Raw genomic sequence first — 6,062 nt, 5'->3', positions numbered from 1 at the left:
TTTTTTACACATAAAATCTATGTTTCTATGTGTTGAACAAAAAAATATTGATTATTCTCAACATATAAGATTCTATTAAACTTATCTATAAAATATAAAACGATTATGATGAAAAATAACTATAAACTATATTCAATAGCAGTTTTGTTGCTTTTGGTTGGATGTAAAATTCATACATCAGAACCTAAAACGAACCTTTTTGGAAAAACAGAATGGTTTGATCCAAATAAATCAGCATCAACATATTGTAACCCGGTAAATATTGGATACAATTACACGACCGAAAATCATAACAGAATCCCCGAATCTCGCCGTTCGAGCGCAGATCCAGTGATTATTACCTATAAAAACGAATACTATTTATTTGGTACCAATCAAGCAGGATTCTTTTGGAGTAAAGATATGTCCAATTGGGAATTTGTTTATGGTAGTTTCCAGAGACGACCGGCTGATGATGACCAATGTGCACCTGCAGCTTGGGTTGTAAATGATACCATGTTTTATGTAGGTTCAACCTGGAAAAAAGACCATCCTATTTGGAAAACTGCTGACCCAAAATCGGGTCGATGGACAAGACATGTCGATACGGCAATGTTGCCAACTTGGGATCCAGCGATTTTTCAGGACGACGATAAAAAAGTGTATATGTATTATGGTTCAAGCGGGAAATTACCTCTAGTTGGTACCGAAGTCGATTACAAAACATGGCTACCGGTAGGAAATCAGGCAGATTATGCAAAACTATACGCAGCAACCGAAGTAGAGGATATTCAGTATCCTTATGGCGAAATAAAAGAAGTTGTAGGTTTAGATCCTGCAAATCATGGTTGGGAACGTTTTGGCCCTAATAATGATATGGAACCCGCACCTTGGGGTAATTTTATCGAAGGAGCTTGGATGACCAAACATAATGGGAAATATTATATGCAATACGGAGCACCAGCTACAGAGTTTAAAGGCTACGCCAATGGAGTACATGTAGGAGATAATCCGTTAGGCCCATTTGTGTATCAAAAACACAACCCAATGTCGTATAAACCAGGAGGCTTTGTAATAGGCGCAGGACACGGAAATACTTTTGCCGATAATTATGGGAATTACTGGAATACAGGAACGTGTAAAATCTCTATAAAAGACCGTTTTGAGCGTCGTATAGATATGTTTCCGGCAGGATTTGATAAAGACGATGTAATGTATTCTATTACATCTTATGGCGATTACCCAATAGTATTGCCAACCAAACAACGTGATCAGACCAAAGGAGCTTCTGCAGGCTGGATGTTGCTTTCGTATAAAAAACCAGTAACCGTTTCTTCATCAGAAGAGTGTATGGAAGTTGAAACACATAGAGTTGATAATGGCGGAAAAAAGGTATTTGAGAAATTCTGTTACGATGCTAAGAATTTAACCGATGAAGATATTCAAACCTATTGGTCAGCAAAAACGAGCAATCCAGGCGAATGGTTACAACTTGATTTAGGTAGAAAGATGCAAATAAACGCTTTGCAGATTAATTATGCCGATCATAAAGCAACGCAATACAATAAGGCAATGGATATTTATTATCAGTATAAAATATTCATGTCCGACGATGCTGTAAATTGGACTTTGGTTATAGATAAATCAAGAAATGACAAAGATGTTCCACATGATTATGTTGAGCTAACAAAACCAATAAAGGCACGTTATATAAAAATGGTGAATATCCATAATGCTTCGGGATTATTTGCAGTATCAGATTTTAGAGTTTTCGGAAACGGATTGTTAGAAAAACCAAAATCAGTTTCGGAGTTTAAAGTAGATAGAAGTTCTACAGATTCTCGTAATGCAATGATTTCATGGAAAAAACAATCAGATGCAATTGGATATAATATTTACTACGGAATTGATCCAGATAAATTATACAACAGCATAATGGTTTATGATAACGGTTCATACGACTTTAGAGGTTTAGATAAAGGAATAAAGTATTATTTTACTATCGAAGCCTTTAATGAAAATGGTATAGCGCAAAAAAATCAGATTATAGAAGTAAAATAATTTAATCTGTTGGCTGTAATTAATTTTAGCACATAGAAACATAGGTTTTATACGCTCAAAAAAGGCGTTACACTTGATTTAAATACACATAGCTTGAGCTATGCGAAAGAAATGTATTTCTTTTTTGATTTCTTTCTACACATAAAATCTATGTTTCTATTTGTTAAATAAAATTTTATAACTCGAGCTAAGTTTACAGACAAAGTAATTGTACCTAACGGATTAATTTAAATTTAATCTTCAGAAAAGGTTATAGAAAATCTCATGGAGTTGTAAAGAATTTTGTTCCTTTGTGAAACTGATTTGAGTAAAGTTAAAATCAGAATAATTAACCAAACAAAATGCTATATAACCAATGAAAAAAACATCTTTATTAACTGTTTTGCTTTTAACAGGAATGGTGTCATTTGCACAAACACCAGATGAACAAAATTTAAAATCAATTTACAAAGCAGCGCTAACCCAATCTAAATGTTATACTTGGTTAGAATATCTATCCAATGATATCGGCGGACGATTATCTGGTACAAAAAATGCCGCAGATGCAGTACAATACACTAAAAATCAATTAGAAAGTATTGGACTAGACAGAGTATATCTTCAAGAAGTTATGGTACCACATTGGGTTCGTGGAGAAAAAGAAACAGCTTATATTTTAGACAATAAAGTAAAAACTGTTGTGCCAATTACAGCTTTGGGAGGTTCTATAGCTACACCAAAAACTGGAATTACTGCAGAAGTAATCGAAGTTAAGGGAATAAAAGAATTAAACGAACTTGGAGACAAAGTAAAAGGGAAAATTGTATTCTTTAACAGACCAATGGATCCTGAAAATGTTGAAACATTTAAATCATACGGAGGTTGCGTAGATCAAAGATATGCAGGAGCAAAAGAAGCAGCTAAATTTGGAGCAGTAGGAACAATTGTTCGTTCGATGAATTTAAGATTAGATGATTATCCACATACAGGAGCACAAAGTTATGGCGATTTACCAAAATCTGAATACATACCAACGGCTGCAATTAGTACAAATGGCGCAGAATTATTGAGTAAATCATTAAAGAAAAACCCAAGTTTAAAATTTTACTTTAAGCAATCTTGCGAGCAATTACCAGATGTATTGTCTCATAATGTAATTGGAGAAATAAAAGGAACAGAACATCCAGAAAACATTATGATTGTGGGCGGACATCTTGATTCTTGGGATTTAGCCGATGGTTCACATGATGATGGAGCAGGAGTTGTACAAAGTATGGAAGTAGTTCGTATCCTTAAAAACTTAGGATATAAACCTAAAAATACAATTCGTGTTGTCTTGTTTATGAACGAGGAAAACGGAGGTAGAGGTGGAGCTATGTATGAAGAAATGGCACAAAAAAATAAAGAGAACCATATTTTTGCTTTAGAGAGCGATTCAGGAGGATTTAGTCCAAGAGGATTCTCTTTTGAGACAGATGATGAAAACTTCAAGAAAATCGATAATTATAAAGGTTTATTTGAGCCTTATTTAATACATAGTTTTGTAAAAGGACATAGTGGTTCTGACATCGGACATTTAACTTCGGCTAAACCACTTGTAAAAGCGGGATTAAAACCAGATTCACAACGCTACTTTGATTATCACCATGCAGCCAATGATAAATTTGATGCAATCAACAAAAGAGAACTAGAACTTGGAGCAGCTACAATGGCTTCATTAGTTTATCTAATTGATCAAAACGGAATTTTGACTAAATAGTCTCACTATTTATAAATAAAAGCAAAAGCCACTTATAATTAAGTGGCTTTTGTTTTTTATATTGATTTTACTATTTACCCCAATCTATTTTTCTAGAAAAGTACATCACGGCTGCAAGAATTAAAAATAAACCAATGCTGCCTACTAATAATGCATAATTCTCTAATTGGATAATAACATAAATAAAGGTGTATAATCCGGTGAGTGAAGACCCAATGAATATCGGAAACTTTTTATTCTTTAAAATTGAATATGAATACGCTGTAATAAGCGATATAACAGCTATACCAGATAAAATATACGCTTTGGTAAAATTACTATGCTCAGTTATCGAAATTAATAAAGTATAAAACATAATAAGAGCCAAACCAATCATCGAATATTGGAAAATATGAATACTAATTTTGCTCATGTTCTGGATTAAAAAGAAAATCAAAAATGTAAGCCCAATCACAAGAAAACCATATTTAGAGGCACGCTCATTTTGTTGGTATTGATCTACAGGAATTACAAAGTCAACCCCAAAACTATACGAACTTAAATCAGGCAGAATATCAAAAGCTTGTTGAGAGAATGCTCTATTGATATGTAAAATTTTCCAATTAGCAACAAATCCAGTTTCGCTGATCTTTTTTGTTTTATCATCTGGCAAGAAATTACCAGTAAAGCTTGGAGAAGCCCAATTAGATTTCATTCCAACATTAGTAGTTTTTCCAATCGGTACAATCTTAATTTGCTTGCTACCATTGTATGTAATACCAAAACTATAATCAGTTTTAGGAGCTGATAGTATTTTTGTTAAATCGATGTAACCTGTTTCTAGCGCTTCGGTAGTATCAGATTTTGACGAATTATATACAGGTTCAAAAACATAGTGAGAACTTCCGAATTTAATCTTCACTTCCTCTTTAATACTTTTTAGATTCGTCGTTTTAATTAAGATAGTTGCTTTGTTCCACTGAATGGCTTCTGGAGCAATATTTTTGCTGCTAAAATCTGGTTGGACATAATTACCTTTAAACTGCATATTAGTTGTAAATACAGCCGATTCGTAATTGTTTCTATTCAATATTTTTGTGTCAATATTCGAATTGATATTCAATTCTTGAGGAAAAAAATAAGCATATTTTGTAGAAGCTACTTTTTGCTTAACCGTTTCTTTCGTCTTTTCATTAATCGTTACAGTTTCGTCATAAGAAGTATAAGGAACCTTTAAAATAGGGCCGTAGATATAGACACTTTCTCCCCATTTATCATTGATTTCGGTAATAACATCGTTTTGTCTATAAGAGCGTTCCGAAATTAAATTCTTCACATATTCCAGAGGAATTAGCAAAAATAGAGTAAGCAAGCCTACCATAATCATCTTGGCAGTATTAGACTGAAAAATAGAAGCTGGTTTTGGAGTTTCGTTTGTTTCGTTTGTTTCCATTGTAAAGGTGTTTTTAAGGTTTTATAATAAATTAAGTTTGATAATTATTGTATAGTACAAAAGCGCAATAGGTATGTTTGATAATAGAATTAAAATTTTGCGACCGATATAATCCCTTTGGTTTGGTAGAGAAATGAAACTCGCTACTAAATGAAATAACATGATAGTATTAAGAAATAAAGCGGCAACGGTAAAAAGAAAGCCAACAATCAAGATATAAGAGTTGTCTTTTACGAGTACAAACAGTGCAAAAAAGAGCGAACAAATTATAAGACTACCAATGGTTAGTTCAGTTGATGCTCTACCTTCAAATTTTTCTTCATTAATTAAGTTTTTCATAGTTTAGATTTTAAAAGTTTTTTGAATGGATTGAATAGGGGTGAATAACATTTTGGAGAAATCCAAATAATAAAAAGGCATCGCTTCTTTTCCTCTTTTATATTGCTTTAAGAAATAACCAAGTTGGGTAGGATAGAAGATAGTTCCTGACAGAATAACCATAAACAAATACAAACTCTTTTTGCGATTGCCGAAAAGATAATATTGCATCCCAATTTCATCTACTACCGTAATCCCTGTATTTGTTAGAACATGAATGATGTCATGATCTTCTAATTTGGCTTGAATGTCAAAATTGTTTCTATGAAGAAAATCTCCCAAACCATATCCTAAACTTCCTTCCGGATAAGCAAGTAATTCAGTCTTGTTAATTTCCCATGGCACATTTTTCTTCATGTATTTCTGATACGGTTTTCGGGATAACTCGTACATTTTTTCTATTAATAAATCCTTCATATTTTTTGGTTAGTTATTTTTAAAAGTACTTTGTATTTCAAAGTAAATAGGTAAAAA

General features: G+C 32.8%; 5 protein-coding genes. 2 read left to right on the top strand and 3 right to left on the bottom strand.

Features of this window, described 5'->3' with window-relative positions; all coding sequences use genetic code 11:
• The first annotated feature begins 105 nt into the window (after positions 1-105).
• Together IW20_RS18660 and IW20_RS18655 are read left to right on the top strand one after the other, a co-directional pair.
• Entirely contained in the window at positions 106-2,040 is a 1,935-nt protein-coding gene (locus tag IW20_RS18660) for a discoidin domain-containing protein (protein ID WP_240478513.1), read from the top strand.
• 355 nt (positions 2,041-2,395) lie between these two features.
• On the top strand, positions 2,396-3,778 hold the full coding sequence (locus IW20_RS18655) for a M20/M25/M40 family metallo-hydrolase (protein WP_035625912.1): 1,383 nt from the start codon (positions 2,396-2,398) through the stop codon (positions 3,776-3,778).
• A gap of 70 nt (positions 3,779-3,848) precedes the next feature.
• Here IW20_RS18655 and creD read toward each other — a convergent pair whose 3' ends face one another.
• Genes creD through IW20_RS18640 form a run of 3 tightly spaced genes read right to left on the bottom strand, consistent with a single transcriptional unit; the run spans position 3,849 to position 6,005 of the window.
• Positions 3,849-5,210 (bottom strand): cell envelope integrity protein CreD, encoded by a 1,362-nt coding sequence (gene creD / locus IW20_RS18650; protein WP_051885954.1) that lies wholly within the window; start codon positions 5,208-5,210, stop codon positions 3,849-3,851.
• A gap of 21 nt (positions 5,211-5,231) precedes the next feature.
• Positions 5,232-5,549, bottom strand: coding sequence for a hypothetical protein (locus IW20_RS18645; RefSeq protein WP_035625909.1), 318 nt, complete (start codon positions 5,547-5,549; stop codon positions 5,232-5,234).
• Positions 5,550-5,552: 3 nt separating this feature from the next.
• Complete coding sequence (locus IW20_RS18640) at positions 5,553-6,005, bottom strand: hypothetical protein (RefSeq protein WP_035625906.1); 453 nt, start codon at positions 6,003-6,005, stop codon at positions 5,553-5,555.
• Positions 6,006-6,062: the final 57 nt, after the last annotated feature.

This window comes from Flavobacterium hydatis (assembly GCF_000737695.1).
Classification (GTDB): Bacteria; Bacteroidota; Bacteroidia; order Flavobacteriales; family Flavobacteriaceae; genus Flavobacterium; species Flavobacterium hydatis.
The sequence above is the reverse complement of the archived record's forward strand: the minus strand, read 5'-3'. Positions and strand labels throughout refer to the sequence as shown.

Coding starts and splice junctions, on each gene's coding strand:
- IW20_RS18645 (WP_035625909.1), bottom strand. CDS start 5,549: ATGAAAAACTTAATTAATGAAGAAAAATTTGAAGGTAGAGCATCAACT.
- IW20_RS18660 (WP_240478513.1), top strand. CDS start 106: ATGATGAAAAATAACTATAAACTATATTCAATAGCAGTTTTGTTGCTT.
- creD (WP_051885954.1), bottom strand. CDS start 5,210: ATGGAAACAAACGAAACAAACGAAACTCCAAAACCAGCTTCTATTTTT.
- IW20_RS18640 (WP_035625906.1), bottom strand. CDS start 6,005: ATGAAGGATTTATTAATAGAAAAAATGTACGAGTTATCCCGAAAACCG.
- IW20_RS18655 (WP_035625912.1), top strand. CDS start 2,396: ATGAAAAAAACATCTTTATTAACTGTTTTGCTTTTAACAGGAATGGTG.